The following is a 19395-nucleotide window of genomic DNA, read 5'->3' as shown; positions in this document are numbered from 1 at the left end:
AATTAAGACTCATTAATGCGGATCCCCAAACAAACAGGCTCAACTTCCGAATCAAAAATGACCTCTTCAGGTTCTGAGGTCGCATGAAACAAGGCATGAATACGCAGGCGTAATATCCGATCGAGAGGCTGTTCATCCCCCACCACGCTCACCGCGACATCAGAAAAGCGCGGTTCAAATTTACGGATCGTGTCTTCGATGATCTGGCACAATACCTGCCGTCCATCTTTACTGCCTAAAGACATAGACGAAAAATCCGGCAGTCCATAAGACAGCAGAGAACAATTGAGCTCCGGATAATGTTCCGACCACACATACCAATGCACTTTCGCGTTCAGCAGATTTTCCAAATCACGACGAACGCTGTGTCGCATATCCCGCCAGGTAAACGGGCGGGATGTCACTTGCGTATTTTCTGGTGCATCATCTAGCAACCGGTCCAGCAACGAAGGCGTTAGTGGCTGGCTGGGTTTCATGAATCCATCACCTTACGCCACTGTCGAAGACGCGTCAGATTCATTCGCCAGAGATTGCTGGTCTGGTTGCTTGGCCTCCACCGCACAGCCGATTTGCGACAACACTAGGGCTTCTTCCCCAAACAACATCATTTTTTGCCCCACACCGACACAGACTTCCGTACCAAGCACGGCACACCAATCGGTCTCTCGCCCCAATTTTTCCGCATCCGTTTGGCTACCGATATAGGTCATTGGCACAAAGGCCTCTCCCGATAAACCGCCTTCAATTTCGATGTCCACTTTGCGCCACACCTGCTCAATCAAGGAGCGCACTGGCAGAATCTCTAGTCGCTGAATGGCATCAAACGGCACAAGGTAGTAATTCCCATCGGTACCGAACAGTTCGAGGAAACCGGCCAATGAATCATCCAAATCGCGCAGTTCAGAGTGGGTGTGCCCGTCAATGGTCATAACGACGGGTTGACGTTGAGCTTCTAACTGCTCTGCACACGTCAACACCTCGCTGGCTTTTTTTTCACGTAATGCCATACGCAACTGCACCATGGCGGTGAACGCCTCATCTACCTCACGCACTAACGATGCCGTGGCCGCGCCTTGTTCAAAATCCAAACGCGCTTGTGCAGCACGAAGCAATTGACGAATATTAACCGCACCCACTAAACAATCTGGGTGCTGCTTAATCAATAACTGTAATTGCTTATCTGCACGCTCAAACTGCCCATCAATACAAAGCAATTCAATGAAACTGCTTCGTAATTCAATATTTTCCGGGTTGTCTTTTAATTGGCTGGCGACATATGTAATCGCCTCAGATAATTTCGCTTCCTGCAACAATGCCCTTAGTGCTTTCATGAATATCCCTTTCTAACTATTTTGTGACGACAACTCGGTAATTAATCGTATGCTTGATACCATTTGGTCTAACTGAAAATGTGGCCGTAAATGAATAATCGAATAATAATGCCCAGGTTGACCGGCTTTTTCTTTTACCTGGATCCGCCCTTCATTCAGCGGATAACGTGAACGTACGTCATCAGAAGCATCTTCCATCGCCGTGGTATATTGCAAAATCCATTGTTGAAATTCACGTTCAATACTTTCAGCTGTACTGTGTGATCCCACTTTTTCTCGTCCCATCACTTTGACGTAATGCGCAAAGCGTGAAACACACAAAATATATTGCAGCATGGAAGATAAGCGTGCATTCACTTGCGCCCCTAACACATCGTAATGTTTCGGTAAATTAACCGACGCATTACTGAAAAACACCAGATAGTCACTGTATGGCACCGGTGACACCGGAATAAAACCACTATCTGACAGCTGTTTTTCTAAGCGATCACCCACTTGTAAATTCACCGATGGCTTACTTTGCCTTGTACGTCGAGATGTTTTGTACGATGCAATCGGTAAATTAAACACTAAGCCGCGTTTAAACTGCCCAGGCTGTAATCCTCGAATCTGGCTAAACCACCCAGATTCAGTAAAGGCACGTAATGCCACCGCCGCAAAACCATAAGCCGCATTGCCCCACAGCAAATCACGCTGTGGCTCGGCTATGATTTCCTTGAAATAAAACCGCTCATTACGCGAACCGTCTTGCTCATACGGTGTGCGCATTAATACATGCGGCAATGTCAGCCCTAAAAAGCGCGCATCTTCCATTTTTCGCAAGCTGCGCCATTTCTGATATTCAATTTGAGAAAATTGCGCCTGAATATCATTTACTTGGGCTAAATCTGAGAAATTATCCACGCCAAAAAAAGACGGATCAGTACCTGTTATAAAAGGGGCAAATGCCGCTGCTGCAGTATTACTGATTCCTTTTAAGGTATCGATATCATTATTAAACATACCCGCCTGAGGTTTATGCGAAACATAATAGTCTCCGACTAATAATCCGAATGGCTCGCCCCCCGGCATATTTAGCTCATTATTATAAACAAAGCGAAATAAGTCACTCTGGTCAAAGTCAATTGCGCGACCAATGTCTCGACTTAATTCCGCCCATGATAAATTCAGGACTTTTATTTTACAGGTTAGTTCGTTATCAAACTCTGACATCTGTTCGGTTAGATATCCTAACCCGCGCCAACTGGCTTCCAGTTTTTGAAAATCATCATGGTGTAAAATGGCATTAATTTGCGCATTCACCCTCTGATCGATCATAGATATCGCACGCAACAAGATCAGCTGAATGCTGTCTTTACTGCAACTCGACCAGCAAAAGTCGCGTTCTTTTTCCAACCACAAGCGCAATGCCCAAAGGTCATCACTCAGAGCTAAAAATTCATCAATGATATCGGTATTGATATACCATGCGTCTTCATGCCCCACTGATGAATCATCAGCAAGTTGTTCTGTATCAATGAAATGAAGCGTTGACTGCATGCATTCGACATCCTGTCTGAGAGAAGAAAGCAGGTGGAAACCACCTGCTTTAGAGAAAGGGCTTTACTTAACCACCAATTTCAGGAATTTTCGCCACCAAACGTAACGATGTGGTGAGCTCTTCCATTTGCAACCAAGGACGTAACCAAGCAATGGCATTATAAGCACCAGGCTGTCCTGGAATTTCCTTCACCATCACTTTTGCGGCAGCAAGTGGGTACTTCGCACGGATTTCCTGACCACTGCCTTCTGCAGCATTCACATAGGTGAGGATCCAACGGTTTAGCCAGCTTTCAACATCTTCCGCTTCCATGAAACTACCGATCTTGTCACGGGCCATCACCTTCAGGTAATGCGCGAAACGAGACGTGGCCATGATGTATGGCAAACGCGCTGAAATAGCGGTATTTGCCGTTGCTTCAGGCGTTTCCATGATCAATGGCTTCTGACACGTTTGTGCACCAAAGAACACAGCATAATCGGTGTTTTTGTAATGACACAATGGCAGGAAGCCCAGTTTACCCAGTTCCGCTTCACGTCGGTCGGTAATACCCACTTCTGTTGGGCACTTCATCTCAGGATCCCCTTCATCACTCAAGAACAAATGAGAAGGTAGGTTTTCAACCCGGCCACCGCCTTCAGCACCACGAATCGCCGTGCAGAATCCGTACTTCGCAAAGGCTTCCGTCAAACGCTGACCCAACATGTATGACGAGTTCATCCAGCAGTAATCTTCGTGATCAACACGTTGCGACAACCCTGTCATTGGATCCAACGGGAATTCTTCATAACGGAATTCTTCAATCGGTGACGTTGATTCACCGTATGGCAAACGCGCCATCACACGCGGCATGGTCAGCGTCACAAAACGAGAATCATCACTCTCACGGAACGCACGCCACTTACTGTATTCCACCGAATCAAAGAGTTTTTCAAGATCACGTGGACGATTCACTTCTTCCCACTCATCAAAACCAAACAACGCTGGTGATGCCGCAGACAGGAATGGAGAGAAACCTGCCGCCGCCACGTTTGACATCAGGCTCAGTGTTTCAATGTCTTCCGGATGATTGGTAAATTCATAGTCACCAATCAGCGCACCATAAGGTTCACCACCCGGTGTGCCGAATTCCGCTTCATACACTTTCTTGAAAATTTGGCTCTGATCGAACTCTACCGCTTTGCTCAAGTCTTTATGCAGCTCTTTCTTGCTGATGTTAAACATGCGGATTTTCAGTGTCTGACCCGTTTCAGAGTTCATCACTAACTGATGCATGCCACGCCAGCTACCTTCCAATTTTTGGAACTGCTCATGATGCATGATCTCAGCAAGCTGTACTGACAGCGCGTTATCCAACGCGGCAATCGCTTCACGGAAGGTAATAGTGAGGTTCTTATTCCATGTCACCGTGCCTTTTAAGGCTTCTTCCGTTAACGTGCGGATCAACTCTTCTGCACGTGAACTTTCCGTTTGCTTGGTAGCCGAAATCGCTTGTTCCAGCAACGAACTCGTTTGTTCAGAGACTACGGCATCTAATGCTTCAGAAACTTGCTGACTCATTCTGTCGGCTCCTTTTTCCCTTGATTCAATTCATCCGATAGCTTCTGCAAATCTTCCGTGTTGCTCAGTACGGTTTCCAGCAGGTTCTCAAGCTCTTCTGAACGATCCACTTTCGTCATCAGATCACGCAGTTTATTACGGGTTTCCATTAACTTACGGAGCGGTTCTACCTGATTCACAATCGCAGCAGGATCAAAATCAGACATCGACGTGAAGTTCAGGTTAACGTCTAGCTGCATATCATCATCAGATAGCTTGTTATCCACCTTGAACTTTAAGCGTGGGTTCATACGGTTCATCACATCGTCAAAATTGTCACGATCGATCTGGATAAAACGACGATCTTTGATCGGTTTTAAGGCATCGATATTCTGACCCGCAAAATCCCCCATTACGCCAACCACAAAGGCCAATTCTTTCTTTACGCTTGCCCCTTCGGTTTCAACATCATAGGTAATATGTACCCTTGGTTTACGTACCCGTGATAGCTTCCCGTGGATACTTCCCATATTGCTCTCCCTATTATTTACATCTCACTTTGACCATTCGCCAACGAACGCCAAAACATTATGAATCATGATTTTCCGGCACTATACCTACCAGGCGGAAATACCCATTTCTTGCATCGCCATCTGCGATCAACTCCTCAAGGAGATCCGGCAATGACATGTCACTCCAACGCACAACCTGGTCAATGCCGTAGGCCATCGGGGAGTGTGGTTCGGTTTTTTTAAAAAAGTCTGCGATTTGTTTGAGGTTATTGATCGCCTCTTGACGCGAATTCAATTGCATCACGACACTCCCCATCACAGGCTGTGGTGCCACGACAATGTCGCCTTCCGGCTCAATCACATCTTCCTCAACCGTTATCGGAGGTGCGGCGGCTAATTTATCCTCAGCCAGGTACTTGACCGCGTCTAAACACGCCTGCAAACGCTTGCTGATCTGGGAGCTAGGTAATGACGCCTGGCTGGCTTCATCCATCGCTTCCACCATCCGGGTAAAACTGGCCTGCGCCTGCTCGATATCGTGATACAGTTGCTGATAAAAGCTGGCGTCTGCCGCTTTTACCGCCGCTTGTATCTTCTTCAGATCAGCCCCACCCATATCAATGCGGTGCTTTTTCTTGTCTTCGTCAAGCCGATCAATTTCCAGTGCCTGCTCGTACTCCCACAGGGAATACGCTTGCTCACCGTCATATTCAGTCAACGGAATACAGGCTATCGGCATCAACAACGTACCTTCCCCTTCCACGCCATTAAGCCCCGATAACGGCGCCATGCGGGTTTCCATGCCGTCTTCATCCGGCAGTGGATACAGGTCTTGCCAAAAATGTTCAATCAACGTCGAGGCAGTATCAAAACCAATCTGCAAACCGCGAAACCCGTGGTGGCGCGCAAGCGCTTCAATAAACCACGCGGCAAACTCCAAATCTTTACACTGCGTCGTTAGAATCTCTGGCACTTGCACGAGAATGTCTTGCCAATGGTGCGCCATGCTGAGCAAGGGTTCATTGTCCACCAGCCCTTTTCGCTCCAAAGCACGTGCGGTATTGCGCACGTCTTTTAATGAGAAATAGGCGGAATAGGGAGACGTGTCATGACGCGGATCGTGCCCGGTGGGATGATCGTCATGAATGGCTGTTTGTAATGCGTCAAAATCAATCATTATTACTGTCCCTGCTAACGCGTGTGGCGTCTCCTTGGTGTTGCTTTGTCATCATTAGCCACGATAGATCGGTACAGTGGCATCATTGATGGGTGTATTAAGGCGCTCTTGCGCATCCGTTTCCATGCAGGTGGCCCGCACTAAAATACAGGTCACGTTGTCTGACGCTCCGCGAACCAGCGCAGAATGCATCAACGCCAAGCCAGAGTCAGACAAGCTATTAGCCTGTAGACAATGGGCCAGATGCTGATCGCTCAGTTCTTTGGTTAAACCATCTGAACACAGCAGGAAATGGTCCCCCAGCATCAGTGGACCTGAGACATGATCCACTTCAACCTCTTCGTTTACCCCTATCGCACGGGTGATCACATTGGCCATCGGGTGATTTTCCGCCTCTTCAAACGCGATCAGGCCCTGCTCAACCATTTCCATCACTTGACTATGGTCTCGTGAACGCTGGGTCAGCAATTGCTGGCGCAGCATGTACATACGGCTGTCACCCACCCACAAGCAGTGGTATTCACCATCTTTCACGAACAGCACCACGGCGGTGGTGCCGACGGTTTCCCCTTCTAAATAACGCTCGGAATATTCAAAAATCTGTCGGTTTGCGTCGAGTAAAGCTTTACGCAGCAACTCCACCGAGATCATGCTGCTCGGGACAGTACGAATATGTTGCTGCACAATATCCACTAACATTTGGCTGGCCACATCACCGGCCTGATGTCCGCCCATGCCGTCAGCGACAACCCAAACCCCCGCATCAGGGCAATCTAAAAATGCATCTTCGTTGTAAGCGCGCACTTTGCCTGGGTGGCTCTGTGCGTATGAGAAAAATCGCCAATCTACACGGTTCATGGTTTCTACCAACCCCATTTAGACCAGTTGCCATCCATCATGGCGGCAAACTGGCTGACCAACGGTAACCCGTTGGTCACTAACATACATCCTGGTAAACGAGCGGAGCCCGCAGTCCACCAAATACAATAACGGTCAAACTGTTCACGATACGTCACATGCAACAGATGATTGGCTTGCATCTCATCATCGCTCAGTAACACCCATTGATCGCTCTGCTCCGCCCCTTGTTGAATCAAGGGCAAATCAGTACTCACCTCGGGCAGCCATGTAGCTTGTTTAACCGCCTCTCCCCAGGTCTGAATATCGTTGTCATCATCCAGCACCTTGAAGATGTGCTCTTCTGTATCGTTACACCAACGCCGTTGGTGCCAATACATCACTGGAGGCGCATGGATCTCCGCAGCCAGTGTCAGAAAAAAATGTCGCCCGACCTGATCAATACTCGGCATTAATGTACCGACCATGCCTTGTTTGCCACACGCACCCGGCGACAAGGCAAAATGCCAGACCGGACTGGTGAGGTAGCAGTCCGCCCACTCCTCACCCAATTGTTCGCGGCTGACCGACAAGATGGCCTGTTGCCATTCACTCCAACTGTCCACAAAGGCACCGGGTAGCTGCTCCTGCAGAAAATCCCCCCGGGTAGGCACCTTGCCAAAATAGCCAAATTGCCCCATTACAATTTCTCCGGCACGCTGAAGCGTTCGATATCGTCCATCCAGAATGGGTTGGTCACACTGTTTGGCAGCAGCTTCAACGTCACACGGTTACCCTTATGTTCCAGCTTGATCATCTTGTCTGTACGCGTTTTCGGACGCTGCTTGGCCGCGTTATCCAATAAGCGGAACAAGCCCCAGCTGCCCGGATAGTTCTTGGTGATCGAATGACCTGAACGTGGTGGCGTGAAGACCAAACGGATCGGCGGCGTTTCTCGCAAATCCGGCCAAGAGAACGTCGTCATACGCGGCGGCTCATGGCGATACATCAGCTCTTGATCACCATACTCAAACTTAAAGTTACTGATGTGTTTATCCAGCGCGACAGGTGTTAGGCCAAACTCCACCTTCGGCTGCTTACTGCCTGAAGGGAAGAACGCATCACGAATTCGACGAGCACGCTGGAACACCACCAGAGATTGATCGCTCAGCCCCATGTTTTTCTTGAATCGCCAACGGCGCTTAGAGGTATCCACAAACGACTCAAGGTGCTGATTAAAGAAGCGGTCAATGGCACCGTCATGGCCAAAGAACTCACCAAAGTCCTTCATCTTCACTTCTTTTAATGACCCTTCTGAGAACGGATATTTACCCGCAATCGATGAACGGTACTCACGCACCACCGTATTTTTCCACAAGGTGTTGAGCTGTATCTTCGACCCTTGCTTCGCCAGCTTGGCGGTTTGCAGCACGATGTTATCCATCCACAGGGTAAACGGTGCCGGCAGGGCGTGCTTAGCCTGTACCATGGTGTCGTTAAACGTCGCTTGCTTATCACCACTCAATAAACTGCGGTAGGCGATTTTCTCGGCTTTCTCAGAGTTGTTGATATTGACCAAATGGTTATGCAGTAAAGTGAACGCTTCTTTCAAAGCCATCAGCTCTACATCCGTTACGTTCAGTAGCTCAGCAAACGCCAGTTCCACCTCTTTACCTGGCAGATTGATGTCCATCTGTGGCATTTCATCCGGCAGGTAACGGGTAATGCGGTTCTTCTTCTGCTCCAACGCGACACTGGCAGCGGTGCCCGCCACTTCGGTTGCCGCTTTAGCATTGTTGCTCATTGGCAAGGTGGTCAGACGCAATTGCTTTTGCAAGCCCACAATCAGGGTTTGTACCGGCGCTTCCGAACCCGACAGAACACGCGCCTGATACAAACCGGCTTCCACATTGCGATACGGGATCAACTCAAGATCAGCCAGGAACTGCTCCCAGTGATAGATGTAATCGCGATAGTATTTTTCGCTTACTTCTTTGATCACCTCATCTTTTGTGGCATCACCCAGATCAATCTTCTCGCCATACACCCAACTGTCTTCTGTCAGGCGCTTAACAATACGCTGTGTTTCCAACAGGAATACGGTATGGAAACCACTGTAGGTATAGAGACTCGGTACGCCTTCACTGAGTGGCGCGCCACTGACACGTTGGAAAATCTTGCGGCTTTGTACACCCAATAAATCCGTAATGCGGAAGTCAGGCACATTGCTTTTTGCAAATTCCACCCGTAAACGCTGGTAAGCGCGCTCAGCCAAGCTCATGTTGGTCAGTTCGCTGCGGGCGGCCGCCACCACATCTTCATCCAGGCCCACACCATTCATTCCTGTTTTCAGCAGATTCACGGTGTGCACCATCAGGCCATTACGCAACGAGGCATTGATTTCGCCAGGGAAGGTACGGTCAAAGTACAACGAGAACCAGCTCAGTACCTGTGACTCGTCATACTTGGTTTCATCAAACAGCATCAAGTAGGCTTTCAGGGTTTCATACAGGTATTCCAGATGCTCACTGTTCTCTGTCATGTCTTCATGCATGGCATTGATCAGATAAGGCGCCAGATATCCCTGCAACCCACGGTCATAGGCGGCAACCGCTGGCTGCCCCAGTTTGTCACCTTGGTATAAGCCCGCGTGTTTAAAGGCGTCTTCATTAATTTTGTTACCGCTATAACCCGCCGGCAGATCGCGTAACGCGTCCAGTGCATGGGTCAGGGTGATCACATCGGTATCCGGCGTTAATTCTGGTTCAACAATCGCGTGGTATTGCGCCACAGCAGCAGAAGCATCATCAACGAGTGTGCGGTTCCAGTTATAACTGGTGAACCACAATGCCCCCATCGCCACTACAGCAGCACAACTGGTCGCCAAGACACCACGACGTAACCACAAGTTATGTTTTTGGTGGTGACGGTTTACCGAGCCAATGTACTGCTCAGGGAAAATCACATCTTCAAACAGGCGCTTAATGAAATACCCATTGGTTTCCCCGCCCGGCTGTTTCAACGGCACTTGGCCTAAGCCCAAGCCACCGGATGTTTCCGCCATTACGCGGTCAATCGGCACACCTTCTTGCGTCGCACTGGCGATGTACACACCACGTAGCATCGGTGCTTCTTCAAACGAGTTCGGAACAAAAATCTCTTTTAAGAAATCATCTGCCGCCGATTGGATCAGGCGCAGTTGTTTCGGGAATTCATAAATCAGAGTACGTTTATCAATATCGCGGGTTTGCTGCATGCGATCATTCATGCGGCTCACCAGTCGCTCTAACAGGTGATGGAATTCTTTGTTGAACATGCCCACCACGCCACGCGCAGGATCCTCAGCGTGCTCAGGGAAGGTGATCCCCCACACTTGCTCACGCTCTGCGGGCGTTAAATCCGCAAAATACTCACTAAAGCCCGCCACCAAGTCGGCTTTGGTCATCACCACATAGACTGGGAAATCCATCCCTAACTGGTTTTTCAGCTCCTGAATACGCTGCTTGATCGCACGGGCATGCAAATTACGTTCTGTGCGCGTTTGCGTCAGCAGACTGACCAGGCTCACGGTCACGATGGCCCCGTTGATCGGACGGCGCGTACGGTATTTTTTCAATAACCCCAGAAAGCCAAACCATGCACGGGCATCTTGCTCACTGTTACTGTCTTGCGTCGTGTAACGACCGGCGGTATCAATCAGTACGGCTTGGTTGGTGAACCACCAATCACAGTGGCGCGTACCGCCTACCCCAGCCAGCGGATCATTGCCCAGCTTGTCTTTGAGAGGAAACTCCAGGCCTGAATTGTGCAGCGCCGTGGTTTTACCGGTACCCGGAGGACCGATCAGAATGTACCAAGGCAGCTGATAGACACTTTGCCCACGCTTGAGGCTGGAGCTGTTGAGCACCGACAACGCCTGCACAATGCGCTCACGCAACGTATCGATTTCTCGCTGCGAGGCTTCATCCGCCATGGCGCGATCATCGTCCCCATCCAGCAGTGACTGCACTGCTTTTTCGTTTTGCTGCTTCTTGCGTGCCAAGTGGTAGATGTTAACCATGCCCCACAGCATCGCGAGCAACAGCAAGACAGATAAACGCGATACCGAGCTCGCCAGCGGTTCTGAGCCAGCAATGGCGATCAAGGGACCACCAAACCAAATCAAGACTGAAATCGCCAACAGCCCTAATAAAGACACCGCCCACTTCGAGCTCAATACCTGCCCGATACGTCTGAACATTCCTTTTTTGAACATGACTTCCGTCCGATCCCTGATTATAAGAAGAGTAAGTCGATCTCTACCCGGCGGTTACGTGCCCGGTTTTCGTCACTGTCGTTAGCATTGCGCGGTTTGGAGTCCCCTAACCCTTCCGGCCAGAGACGGCCGTGCAAGTCAGTGCCCATGGCCATACGGTTGGCCACAGCGGTCGCACGCGCGAGAGAAAGGTGCCAGTTCGACGGATACTTACTGGTGAAAATAGGGCGATCATCGGTATGACCGGTGATCAGAATACGGCCATCGGTCGTTTCCAGTGCACGGGCAATCTTCGACAGCACCGGCACTAACGCTTCCTGTACTTCTGCACTGCCTGAGGCAAACAACTCACTGGATTTCAAAATGATGCGCACACGATCAGGCAATTCAACCAACTCCACACTGCCGCGTTCCACTTCCGTTTGCAGCAGTTGTTGCAAACGCAATGACGCCGGATCGGCCGTCTCAAGTACTGGTTGGCCTTGCGGCTCCCAACGAGCCAGCATATTGATTTGATTAAACACTTTGTTGGAATAATCGTTAATGTGGTAGTTAAAGCCCATGTACATGGCCAAAATCAGCACAGAGAACACAGACACTGACACCCACAGCGGCATTTCATTACGCGGCTCAACGCCTTGTAACACCGCATTTTTCCAGCCCGGAGAGAGATCCGGCTCGGAATCACCGTGCAGGCTTTTGAGGGTTTGGTATACCTGCTCACGGTAGTTTTCGAGCTTGTCGATACCGCGTTCTTCCAAACGCATTTTGCCGACAAACCCCAACGACAAGCACAGGTACTGCAGCTCAAGCAGCTGCTGGTTGCTGCGCGGATCGGCCAAAGCGCGATCCAGCAAGGTATAGAAATATTCCCCACCGAACGTTTCGCCGTGGAACGTCGACAACAGGCTCTCGATAGACCAAATCGACTGCCCGCCCCATACGGTATTCAGGACGGTTTCATCAATAAAGGAACACATGCAGTAGCGCGCAGCTTCGATTTTGTCGCCACTCACTGACTGCGCACGTAAACGCATTTCATAGTCACGGATCTTCTCGATACAGCTTTGCTGCAAAAAACTCACATCACTGTGACGCGTGGTGCTACGGATCTGCCCGATAATTGATAGCAGAATACTTGCTTCTTCAACCAGTGGATTTTGGCCTAATGGTTGCACACGGCGCTGCTTACCACTGGGTTTTACTTTGGTGAGCACGAGCGTTTGATCCGCCGAACCCGTTGCCGCGCCCGATGTTTTGGTATCTTGCCCTTTACCACGGACCCCAGGGCGAGGTTTTACTAAGGTAGCCTCAGACATTGTCATCAATCCTTGCTGTTCGCATCATGTCTAATCATTAATCGCCCACAACTGCATATCGATATCCGGATACTTACCGGATAAATGCAGTGCGATCCCGCCACTGGCACTCAGTCGTTTCCAGTAATCGTGTTGCTTGTCTAACTGGAAGTAGTGGTAGCCTGCGTGATACGGGATCTGACGCGGTGCGACAGGCAAGGCTGCCGTTGCTATCCCTGGCAACTGGTTGTTCACCAAATCGCGAATATGTTCTACCGGCCCAATCTTGATTTGTGCCGGGAAGCGACGACGCAACTCTTCAGTTTCCACGCTCGCTTTGACGGCCAGCACAAACGTCGCACGATCCAACAACTTCTTGTCAGCCACGGGCGCCACACGAATACCAAACTTGGTCGATTCAATCGGCAATTTCACCGCAGTCTGTTCCAGTACTGAACTCATGTACTGATTGAGCACAATCATCAAATTGCCCATCACGCCGGTCAGATCATCGTGCAGGTAGACCGGTAATTCAGGTGGACGTTTACGATCAGCAGAGAACGTTGAAAGCTCGCCGGCCATGCATAACAACTGCTGACAGAGCACTTCCGGGTGCAAGCCCTCGGTGGTATCAAAGTGACGGATCAACGGCTCATAACGATTCAACATTTGCAGCATCAGGAAATCTGCGATAGAGCTGGCAGTACCTTGCCCTTGGCTCAAACGGTTCGCGATAGTGTCAGCACGCAATTTGATCATGCCGCGCAACTCTGCAATACAACGCTTAAGCACCGGGTTTTTCTGTGCATTCAGGCTGGGTGGAATGAACTTGTCATCAAGAATGACGCGGCCTTCATCCGTCACTTCAATGATGCGGGCGATAGGGATCGTCACATAGCCAGACAAACTCTCGCTGGCCAGTTTCAACTCCACACTCATCTGCGACAGTTGCAACACTTCCGTCGCATCCGGACCTATAAGGGCATCAACCACTTCATGATCAGCAAAACGGTAACGGGTCACTTGCCCACTGTCTGCCGGGCTGGTATTCACCGTACCCGCTTTTTCAATCGGTACCGCCAAGTAGACTTTCTGATCGCGCACGCTTTTATCTATCGTAATCGCCTGCGGACGAGGTTCACGCTTTGGCAGCAATACCGCACTGCCATCGGGTAACATGGCCGCGACGCGTGCGATCCCAAACTGACTGTGATTGAGCAGGGGCTCATCAATTTGCAACTCATTGATGCCCCAGAAATACGGGGAATGATGGCCCACCACTTGCGCCAATTCATTTAATAAGAAGCGCTCTTGCTGCTGGAAATGCTGAGGCCGCAAAAACATCCCCTCACTCCAGGCAATACGGCTTACATCACTCATAATCTTATTTCCTTCATTGACGCTAAATCACTTACTCACTAACAAACACTGACAGTTCACCGACCAACACGTTGTAGGTATCGTAAGCCGTGGTATCGACTTCAATCACTTCACGCCAGCGGGCGTTCTCAAGATCCTGATATGCCACCAATACACCGGCATAACGGGTTCCTGGCGATAAGGTCAAATCGTAGGACTGCTTCGCACCCGGTGAAAATTCAAATTCGTTTTTAGATATCAGATCTGGACCAAGCACATCTTTAGGGTCGTCATACAGCTCAAAGAAATCCTGACTGTCAAACAGCGTACGGGAAGAAAGCTCAAACACTTTCACCACGACAGGTGACGGGCGACCGTCCATGTCCGGGTTCACATTTTTAGCAACGTCAAATTCTAAAGTGGTAGATGGTTCAACCACGGCATTAACGAACACACAACCACCTAACGCCAAAATTGAAGCTGCAAGCGCCGCCCCTTTCCACATTTTCTTCATGCTCGCCATCTTATTTCACCCCTTTCAAATACGCTTCGTACGCTTTAACAAAATCTTCCGTGTAAACTGAATGGCTTGCGCTATCCAGATCGTTGTTGAGTCGTTGATACATCTCGACATACGTGGCCCAGTTCTGAGCTTTATTGCCCCCTGCCGACATACGCCCAAAGAAAGAAGGGGCATCAGCGCGGCTGGTGATAGAGTCTGGCGACAACAGTTTCATCATGCTGTGTACCGTGCCTTCCACCCCAGCCAGCAAGGCTTGCTCATGTTGCTTGATGTCATCAAACGCTTCTTGAATGGCGCGATCCGGTGACAGGAAGCTCGCACTACGGCGGTTGTACAAGTTATGAATGGCATCTTCGAGTGACGCCGAGAATTTCAATGGGTTGTTTTCCTGACGCTTGAACAAGGTTTGATTCAAACGATTATGCTGTTTAAACGCTGAGCGCTCATGCAAGGTGTCCATCAACCCCGTCATCATCAATTGCATCGATGCGCCCATTTCAAACCACCACTGCTCGGCGTTGTGCTCTGGCACCATGCTGCTATCGATCCCAAGCCCTTCAACAAAGGCAGCCAAGGCAGCACCGTGATCCCCCTCCCACGCTGCACGCGGTGCAGCGTGTTCAGAGCGATACTGTGGCGCAGCAGAGCGAGCAGTTGCCGGTGCTGGCTCGGCAGGACGCTGAGCACGCGGCTGCGGTGCCACCGTTTGTTGCACTGGGGTCGACTGTGGTGCCGGGGCAACAGTTGCTTGCGGCGCAGGACGTACAGCTGGACGCGATGGAATGTGCGGTGCCACCTGTGACGGTTCGGGTGTATGAGGCTCAGGCGCATGACGCGGATCAAAGATGGGCTCTGGTTCGGATACACGTGTTGCTTCTTTCGCCGATAGAGGCTCTTGAACAACGTTTTGAGCTGATCCCTGGACAGATCCCTGGACAGATTCCTGGACAGGCGCCTGAACAGATTCCTGAACCGGTTTCTGTACAGATTCCGGAACTGGCTGCTGAACAAATTCTTGAACAGGTTCCTGCACAGATTCCTGAACAGATTCCTGAACACGCTTGGCGGGTTGTGGCGTAACCGGCGCTTCAGATATCGTTGCGCGCGGTAATGGCGCCGGCTCAGCTAAATCGAACTCGTCATTATCTTCTGCACTATATTGAGACGTTGCAGGGGCAGAGGTAACGGGCTCGGCAGTTGCAGGCGGAATGTTACGCGCCGTCTCAGGCAGGATGTTATCACTCCAGTTTTCTGGAATCGCAAACACTTCCTCATCACTGTCTTGTAGTGAGGGTTGCGACTGCTTATCACGTTCTGGAGCGATGAAACTATCTTCCAAATTACCGGCAAACAATGACGCCGCACTTTTTGAATGGCTTTCTGCTCCCTGCATTGGCGTGTCAAATAACCCACCTTGCAACACATCCTGAGCAGAAGGTGTCGATGAGGTTTGCGAGGAAGAGAGTTGGTTCGCATTAAAACCAAATTCCCAATCATCCTGTGTCGCTTGTGCGGCAACGGCTTCCGGTTGCAACGCAGCGCTGTTATCAACAAAAGCCGGTTCTGGCTGAGTCTGTACTATTTCACTGATCGCCACTTCAATTTCATAATCACCGAATGAAATAAAGTCACCATCACGTAATTCATAATGATTGTCTTTACCCAGTGGTTCTACAGAGCGATTAATAAATAATCCGTTGGTTGACGTGTCGGTAATAATAAATCCGTTGCCTTGTCCTTCAATACGCGCATGCTGTCCGGAAATAACCCTTTCAGGATCCGGTAAACACCACTCACAAGCCTGAGAGCGGCCAATATGCAACACGGGTGAAACATCATGAAGCGTAATACTTTTCTTTGCTTCTAAATCAGACGTGAAACGGTGATAACTCACAATTGAAAGTATCAACTCCATAATACAAGCACCTATCCATAGAACAAAAAGACAAACAAATCATTAGATTAATAGAAGGAAGGACACAAAAAGCCACAAAGCATTAAGATAAATTCCTACGACATTGCGATACTAAAAACATCTTTTTCAAATAGCAATCCGTGGGGAAATCAGCATTCAAAATATTCGTCTAGGTTCATAAAAATCCAATGAAACCGTTGCATAAAACGAGAATAAACTTGTGACTGACCGCAATATCAGAATTATCAACTATGCGCTCTTCACTAGCCTTGCTATCAATGATGCTGGTATTTGCATATTTAAGAATGAGTGGAGCCCCTACCAACATGGATCGTTCTAACAAAAGCAATGAAAAACAAGACGTTAACGAAACAACCTCATCCAACTTAACAACCCCGCACGATCCATCTTCTGATGATAAAACCCTGATCCAGACGGCCTCTCCTCAACCTGCTCATACCGCTTCCAGCAAACCGGCACTGACTGAAGGGCAGGTTATTAATGGTCGTTACAAAATCGAGACGTTAATTGGTCACGGTGGTATGTGTGATGTGTATCGCGCCACTGATCTTTTATTGCATCGAGCTGGGGTCAATACACCGTACGTCGCATTAAAAGTCTTACAGCAGCAACATTTAGCGCAACAAGAAACGGCCAACGTATTAATTCGCGAGGCCCAAAAAACACAAAAGCTGAGCCATCCTAATATTATTCGGGTGTACGATTTCGGTGTTGAAAAACAAGCACATTATTTGGTGATGGAATATATTGACGGGGAAACATTAGAGGAAGTTATTTTACGTTCTCGTCCTCGCGGCTTAAGCTTCCAAAAAGCCATGAGTATATTGGAACAAGTTATTTCCGCCCTCACCTATGCTCATCAGCAAGGTGTCGTGCATGCGGATTTAAAACCCAGCAATATTATGTTGACCCGCGAAGGCGTCATTAAAATATTTGACTTCGGCGTTTCTCGTGGCTTGAAATTAAATATTGATCATTACGCGACAGATGTGCAGGACGAAACCAATATTATCAGTGGCTACACCCCTACCTATGCCTCTCCGGCGTTGCTGCAAGGGGAAAAGCCAGAAATCAAAGATGATATCTTTGCCTTCAGTTGTATGGCCTATGAATTGCTGACCAGTCAACATCCGTTCCAACGTAAACCGGCAGATGAAGCAGAAAAGGCTAAATTAACAGCCAGCAAACCTAAACACATTAATGGGCAACAATGGCGAACACTACGGGCAGGATTACATTTCCAGGCCAACAAACGTATTGCCAGCCTACCAGAATTTCAACAACGCTTGCACAAACGTCGCTGGCCGGCCTTTGTCAGCACAGCGGCGGTGTGTGCATTGGCCGGGGCCATGGGATATGGCTATTGGTTCCATACACAACAAGTCATAGATTTTACGGCACAGATCCAGACGCTGGAGCAAGAAATTCGTGATGACAAAGCACTAGCCCGATTGCCGCTGGATAACGTGGTCGATACCGCTTTTGGCCTACCTGCAGATAAAGTACTCATCAAAGAAGGCTTGCTACGTCAACGCCAAGCACAGCTGATCGCGCAATATGAAGAGCAAGTAAACGCCATTTTGAATAATCGCGAAGAACGTTATCCCGATTATTATGCGATAGAAGAAGAGCTGACAGCCGCGAAAGCCTTGTATCCCGACTCGCAACAACTGACGTTCTTATCAGAGAGTATCAACCATAGCTGGCAATCTACCATCGAGATGGTTGAAGACCGCCTGCATGCGCTCCTAGAGAAAGGTAAGTATTACCCGCAGGAAAATGGCGATGATATTCCGCTGCTATTGAGTGATCTTAAATCTGTCCGGAAGAACTATGTGTTCGTGCCCACCCCGAAAGCGGAAGAGACTTTCACGCAGTCTTTTAACACCGCCATTGATCAGCTCGATCTGGCACAGATCCAACATTTATTGAAAGTGGGTGGCCATGTCTTCACACACAGCGAGCATCATAAGCAACTGCTCGACAAAGGAGAGACATTAAAATCCTCTATCAAGGCAATGGAAGACTATGACGAGCAACGCAAAGCGGGTAAGCAGGCAGAGTTTCCATACAAAGCGGCCGAACTAATTTATGAGAGTAAGTTTCAAACGTTCAATGAAACCCTCCAAAAATTAACGACAGTTCCTCAGTTAGACTCCCTCTCTAACTCGGTACAGGACATGGCCAGTGACATTCCGGCAGACTTCAGCCTGCTCACGCAAATCCGCCTTGCCATGGTCACCAAGTACCTCGACTTTGCTGATACGTTTCAGAGTAAAGGCCACCGTCGCTCAGCGGCACGGGTAAAGAAAAAGGCCAATGATCTGCTCGCGAAAATGAATGACGCCAGCTAATACACCTCACGCTCACAAGCGGATCCGCACCACGTGGATTCGCTTTTTCTTTTTATGTTCGGTATACCACTATGCAAACCATCGATAACGCTTTCGCCCAAGCCAAATTTGACCGCACACTGCTCGTGAGCCCGGTGGGCTTATGCTACGTGATCACCCCTGTCGGTCGCCCGATCGACAATGACCCGAGCCTGGCACTCAATCAATTTCGTCACACTTACCGAGCCAAACACTTACTCGCTTCACATTCTAACCGCTGGGGCTATCGCTTTGATCTCACCCGTTTATACCACCAACTGTGCCCAACGCCGTTACAGCATCATAAAACCCGAGATGACATGCTCACAGAGCTAAGCCAGCGCATCGCGCACGGTGAATTGCTGGTGTATAAGGTGCATAATTTTATTGAGATGTGATGAGTTAATGTACTTTGTGGGCTGATCCACAAAAATGGGTTAGCAATGAAATCAGCCTGCTAGAGTCGCTTCATGCTGGAATTATAAAGGTTTCAGATAAGTGGACACATTCGAAAAATAGCAGGAACCTGACATTATCCTGTTGAGTATCCACTTTCCTAGCAGTGGTCGATGAGTATGTAGATCTGTGACTACGTTGACACAGAATGATGAACACTATCCAAAAATGGGAACGTAGGCCAGTTCCGGAGGGAGTGGAACTGGCTAATGAGGAAAAGGCGACTAAACTACGGACACCCCAGGGCGAGAGCATGAATG

The 19395-nt window shown here is 49.2% G+C and carries 15 protein-coding genes; 2 read left to right on the top strand and 13 right to left on the bottom strand.

The window, feature by feature from the left end:
* Positions 1-2 precede the first annotated feature (2 nt).
* The 13 genes from tssE to tagH all read right to left on the bottom strand — a co-directional run bounded on the left by tssE (position 3) and on the right by tagH (position 16286).
* Entirely contained in the window at positions 3-476 is a 474-nt protein-coding gene (gene tssE, locus ABT58_RS03635; protein WP_047873010.1) for a type VI secretion system baseplate subunit TssE, read from the bottom strand.
* A gap of 12 nt (positions 477-488) precedes the next feature.
* Positions 489-1331 carry a type VI secretion system accessory protein TagJ gene (locus tag ABT58_RS03630; protein ID WP_082210936.1) on the bottom strand — a complete coding sequence of 281 codons (843 nt, stop codon included), beginning with the start codon at positions 1329-1331 and terminating at the stop codon, positions 489-491.
* A gap of 12 nt (positions 1332-1343) precedes the next feature.
* Positions 1344-2870 (bottom strand): type VI secretion system contractile sheath large subunit, encoded by a 1527-nt coding sequence (gene tssC / locus ABT58_RS03625; protein ID WP_053062944.1) that lies wholly within the window; start codon positions 2868-2870, stop codon positions 1344-1346.
* A gap of 67 nt (positions 2871-2937) precedes the next feature.
* On the bottom strand, positions 2938-4431 hold the full coding sequence (gene tssC / locus ABT58_RS03620; protein WP_047873009.1) for a type VI secretion system contractile sheath large subunit: 1494 nt from the start codon (positions 4429-4431) through the stop codon (positions 2938-2940).
* Positions 4428-4940: a type VI secretion system contractile sheath small subunit gene (gene tssB, locus ABT58_RS03615; protein WP_047873008.1), complete on the bottom strand. Its 513-nt coding sequence runs from the start codon at positions 4938-4940 to the stop codon at positions 4428-4430. The genes tssC (ABT58_RS03620) and tssB overlap by 4 nt, the downstream gene beginning before the upstream one ends.
* Before the next feature lie 58 nt (positions 4941-4998).
* Positions 4999-6099, bottom strand: coding sequence for a type VI secretion system protein TssA (gene tssA, locus ABT58_RS03610; protein ID WP_047873007.1), 1101 nt, complete (start codon positions 6097-6099; stop codon positions 4999-5001).
* A 54-nt stretch (positions 6100-6153) separates the two neighbouring features.
* Positions 6154-6957, bottom strand: a complete 804-nt coding sequence (locus ABT58_RS03605) for a PP2C family protein-serine/threonine phosphatase (protein WP_047873073.1) — start codon at positions 6955-6957, stop codon at positions 6154-6156.
* Positions 6958-6962: 5 nt separating this feature from the next.
* The gene (gene tagF / locus ABT58_RS03600; RefSeq protein ID WP_047873006.1) at positions 6963-7637 is read right to left on the bottom strand and encodes a type VI secretion system-associated protein TagF; all 675 of its coding nucleotides are present in this window, start codon (positions 7635-7637) and stop codon (positions 6963-6965) included.
* A complete protein-coding gene (gene tssM, locus ABT58_RS03595; protein ID WP_047873005.1) occupies positions 7637-11191 on the bottom strand; it encodes a type VI secretion system membrane subunit TssM in 3555 nt (1184 codons plus the stop codon). The genes tagF and tssM overlap by 1 nt, the downstream gene beginning before the upstream one ends.
* Before the next feature lie 20 nt (positions 11192-11211).
* A complete protein-coding gene (gene tssL / locus ABT58_RS03590; protein ID WP_047873004.1) occupies positions 11212-12510 on the bottom strand; it encodes a type VI secretion system protein TssL, long form in 1299 nt (432 codons plus the stop codon).
* Positions 12511-12540: 30 nt separating this feature from the next.
* Positions 12541-13869 (bottom strand): type VI secretion system baseplate subunit TssK, encoded by a 1329-nt coding sequence (gene tssK, locus ABT58_RS03585; protein WP_047873003.1) that lies wholly within the window; start codon positions 13867-13869, stop codon positions 12541-12543.
* A gap of 31 nt (positions 13870-13900) precedes the next feature.
* Positions 13901-14362 (bottom strand): type VI secretion system lipoprotein TssJ, encoded by a 462-nt coding sequence (gene tssJ / locus ABT58_RS03580; protein WP_047873072.1) that lies wholly within the window; start codon positions 14360-14362, stop codon positions 13901-13903.
* Positions 14363-14372: 10 nt separating this feature from the next.
* A complete protein-coding gene (gene tagH, locus ABT58_RS23355; protein WP_053062943.1) occupies positions 14373-16286 on the bottom strand; it encodes a type VI secretion system-associated FHA domain protein TagH in 1914 nt (637 codons plus the stop codon).
* Positions 16287-16612: 326 nt separating this feature from the next.
* Between tagH and ABT58_RS03570 the strand changes: the two genes are divergently transcribed.
* Positions 16613-18661, top strand: a complete 2049-nt coding sequence (locus tag ABT58_RS03570) for a serine/threonine-protein kinase (protein ID WP_053062942.1) — start codon at positions 16613-16615, stop codon at positions 18659-18661.
* Between the two features lie 71 nt (positions 18662-18732).
* Positions 18733-19077 carry a hypothetical protein gene (locus ABT58_RS03565; RefSeq protein ID WP_047873002.1) on the top strand — a complete coding sequence of 115 codons (345 nt, stop codon included), beginning with the start codon at positions 18733-18735 and terminating at the stop codon, positions 19075-19077.
* The last annotated feature ends 318 nt before the right edge of the window (positions 19078-19395 follow it).

The organism is Photobacterium aphoticum (genome assembly GCF_001029435.1).
Classification (GTDB): domain Bacteria; phylum Pseudomonadota; class Gammaproteobacteria; order Enterobacterales; family Vibrionaceae; genus Photobacterium; species Photobacterium aphoticum.
The sequence above is the reverse complement of the archived record's forward strand: the minus strand, read 5'-3'. Positions and strand labels throughout refer to the sequence as shown.

Excerpts from the sequence above, each read along its gene's own strand:
- tssE (WP_047873010.1), bottom strand. The coding sequence starts at position 476 with ATGAAACCCAGCCAGCCACTAACGCCTTCGTTGCTGGACCGGTTGCTA.
- ABT58_RS03630 (WP_082210936.1), bottom strand. The coding sequence starts at position 1,331 with ATGAAAGCACTAAGGGCATTGTTGCAGGAAGCGAAATTATCTGAGGCG.
- tssC (WP_053062944.1), bottom strand. The coding sequence starts at position 2,870 with ATGCAGTCAACGCTTCATTTCATTGATACAGAACAACTTGCTGATGAT.
- tssC (WP_047873009.1), bottom strand. The coding sequence starts at position 4,431 with ATGAGTCAGCAAGTTTCTGAAGCATTAGATGCCGTAGTCTCTGAACAA.
- tssB (WP_047873008.1), bottom strand. The coding sequence starts at position 4,940 with ATGGGAAGTATCCACGGGAAGCTATCACGGGTACGTAAACCAAGGGTA.
- tssA (WP_047873007.1), bottom strand. The coding sequence starts at position 6,099 with ATGATTGATTTTGACGCATTACAAACAGCCATTCATGACGATCATCCC.
- ABT58_RS03605 (WP_047873073.1), bottom strand. The coding sequence starts at position 6,957 with ATGAACCGTGTAGATTGGCGATTTTTCTCATACGCACAGAGCCACCCA.
- tagF (WP_047873006.1), bottom strand. The coding sequence starts at position 7,637 with ATGGGGCAATTTGGCTATTTTGGCAAGGTGCCTACCCGGGGGGATTTT.
- tssM (WP_047873005.1), bottom strand. The coding sequence starts at position 11,191 with ATGTTCAAAAAAGGAATGTTCAGACGTATCGGGCAGGTATTGAGCTCG.
- tssL (WP_047873004.1), bottom strand. The coding sequence starts at position 12,510 with ATGTCTGAGGCTACCTTAGTAAAACCTCGCCCTGGGGTCCGTGGTAAA.
- tssK (WP_047873003.1), bottom strand. The coding sequence starts at position 13,869 with ATGAGTGATGTAAGCCGTATTGCCTGGAGTGAGGGGATGTTTTTGCGG.
- tssJ (WP_047873072.1), bottom strand. The coding sequence starts at position 14,362 with ATGAAGAAAATGTGGAAAGGGGCGGCGCTTGCAGCTTCAATTTTGGCG.
- tagH (WP_053062943.1), bottom strand. The coding sequence starts at position 16,286 with ATGGAGTTGATACTTTCAATTGTGAGTTATCACCGTTTCACGTCTGAT.
- ABT58_RS03570 (WP_053062942.1), top strand. The coding sequence starts at position 16,613 with ATGGATCGTTCTAACAAAAGCAATGAAAAACAAGACGTTAACGAAACA.
- ABT58_RS03565 (WP_047873002.1), top strand. The coding sequence starts at position 18,733 with ATGCAAACCATCGATAACGCTTTCGCCCAAGCCAAATTTGACCGCACA.